The organism is Agromyces binzhouensis (assembly GCF_004135055.1).
Taxonomy (GTDB): domain Bacteria; phylum Actinomycetota; class Actinomycetes; order Actinomycetales; family Microbacteriaceae; genus Agromyces; species Agromyces binzhouensis.
The window spans coordinates 1-1,625 of record NZ_SDPL01000545.1 but is presented as its reverse complement, the minus strand read 5'-3'; the positions used below and the strand labels follow the sequence as shown (position 1 = coordinate 1,625).

The following is a 1,625-nucleotide window of genomic DNA, read 5'->3' as shown; positions in this document are numbered from 1 at the left end:
GCTCCCGCACCACCCGCGCATCGGCGAGCGACCAGCGGGCCCCGGTGCCGAGGCCGCGATGTCGCGGGCCGAGCAGGCAGGGGTCGACCCGACCGACGCCGCGGTCGCGGCCGCGCTCGCCGAGGGCAATCGGGCGTACGAGGAGAAGTTCGGCCGGGTCTTCCTGGTCCGCGCAGCCGGTCGCTCGTCGCGCGAGATCCTCGACGCGCTGACCGCACGCCTCGCGCACACGCCCGACCAGGAGGAGCCCGTCGTCGCCGACCAGCTCCGCCAGATCGCCGTCCTCCGACTGAAGGGACTCCTCGCATGAGCAACCAGGGCGCCGCACCGCAGCGGTCGCGCATCACGACCCATGTGCTCGATTCCACCTCGGGCCGACCCGCCGAGGGCGTCACGGTCGAGCTCTCCGCGCACGAGGGCGACGGATGGCGCCGGCTCGACGCCGCGGCCACCGACGCCGACGGTCGGGTCACGCGGATCGGCCCCGAGGTGCTGCCGGCCGGCGACTACCGGCTGCGCTTCGACACCGCCGCCTACTTCGCCGCGCGCGGTGTCGAGGCGTTCTACCCCGAGGTGGTGCTGACGTTCCACGTCGCCGACGACGGCCGGCACGTGCACGCCCCGCTCCTCCTCAGCCCGTTCGCCTACTCCACCTACCGAGGGAGCTGACCATGTCCGAACCCGCCATCGTGCTCGGCGCGAACCAGTACGGCAAGGCCGAGGTCCGCGTCGTCAAGGTCGCGCGCGAGAGTGCGCGTCATGAGATCGACGACCTGAACGTGACCTCGCAGCTGCGCGGCGACTTCGCCGCCGCCCACCTCGTGGGCGACAACGCGCACGTCGTGCCGACCGACACCCAGAAGAACACGATCTTCGCGTTCGCGCGCGACGGCATCGGCTCGCCCGAGGCGTTCCTCCTGCGACTCGCCGATCACTTCGTCTCGTCGTTCGAATGGGTCACCGGCGGCCGCTGGGCGGCCGAGCGCTTCGCCTGGCAGCGCATCATGGTCGGCGGCGCCCCGCACGACCACGCGTTCGTCCGGTCGGGGCACGAGGTGCGCACCGCCGTCGTCGTCGCGGACGGCGCCGAACGGCACGTCATCGCCGGGCTCCGCGATCTCACGGTCATGAAGTCCACCGGCTCCGGCTTCGAGGACTACCCGCACGACCGGTACACGACGCTCGCCGAGACCCACGACCGCATCCTGGCGACGGATGTCTCGGCGCGCTGGCGCTATGCGCGCACCGACGTGGACTTCGACGCACGGTACGAGAGCGTGCGGACGCTGCTGCTGGAGGCCTTCGCCGAGGGGTATTCGCCCGGGCTGCAGGCCACGCTCTTCGCCATGGGGCGGCGGGTGCTCGAGGCGCACGACGACGTCGCCGAGATCCGCTTCTCGATGCCGAACAACCACCACTTCGCGGTCGATCTCTCGCCCTTCGGACTCGACAACCCGAACGAGGTGTTCCACGCCGCCGACCGACCCTACGGGCTCATCGAGGCCGCCGTGGTCCGGGAGGGCGCGGAGAGCCCGCGCGCGGCCTGGGACGGCATCACCGGCTTTTGCTGACCGGCGCCGCCGGCGCCCGCCCGCTTTCGGCCCGGTCCCGGCGCGCTCTCGCCC

General features: G+C 72.6%; 3 protein-coding genes. All 3 read left to right on the top strand.

Going from position 1 to position 1,625, the window contains the following annotated elements; genetic code table 11:
* Nucleotides 1-310 (top strand): 2-oxo-4-hydroxy-4-carboxy-5-ureidoimidazoline decarboxylase (locus ESO86_RS16570; protein WP_277985246.1); only part of this gene is annotated, 310 nt, incomplete at its 5' end.
* Nucleotides 307-669: a hydroxyisourate hydrolase gene (gene uraH, locus ESO86_RS16565; protein WP_129235916.1), complete on the top strand. Its 363-nt coding sequence runs from the start codon at nt 307-309 to the stop codon at nt 667-669. The genes ESO86_RS16570 and uraH, both read left to right, overlap by 4 nt.
* A 2-nt stretch (nt 670-671) precedes the next feature.
* Nucleotides 672-1,571, top strand: coding sequence for a factor-independent urate hydroxylase (gene pucL / locus ESO86_RS16560; protein ID WP_129235915.1), 900 nt, complete (start codon nt 672-674; stop codon nt 1,569-1,571).
* The last annotated feature ends 54 nt before the right edge of the window (nt 1,572-1,625 follow it).

Coding starts and splice junctions, on each gene's coding strand:
- pucL (WP_129235915.1), top strand. CDS start 672: ATGTCCGAACCCGCCATCGTGCTCGGCGCGAACCAGTACGGCAAGGCC.
- uraH (WP_129235916.1), top strand. CDS start 307: ATGAGCAACCAGGGCGCCGCACCGCAGCGGTCGCGCATCACGACCCAT.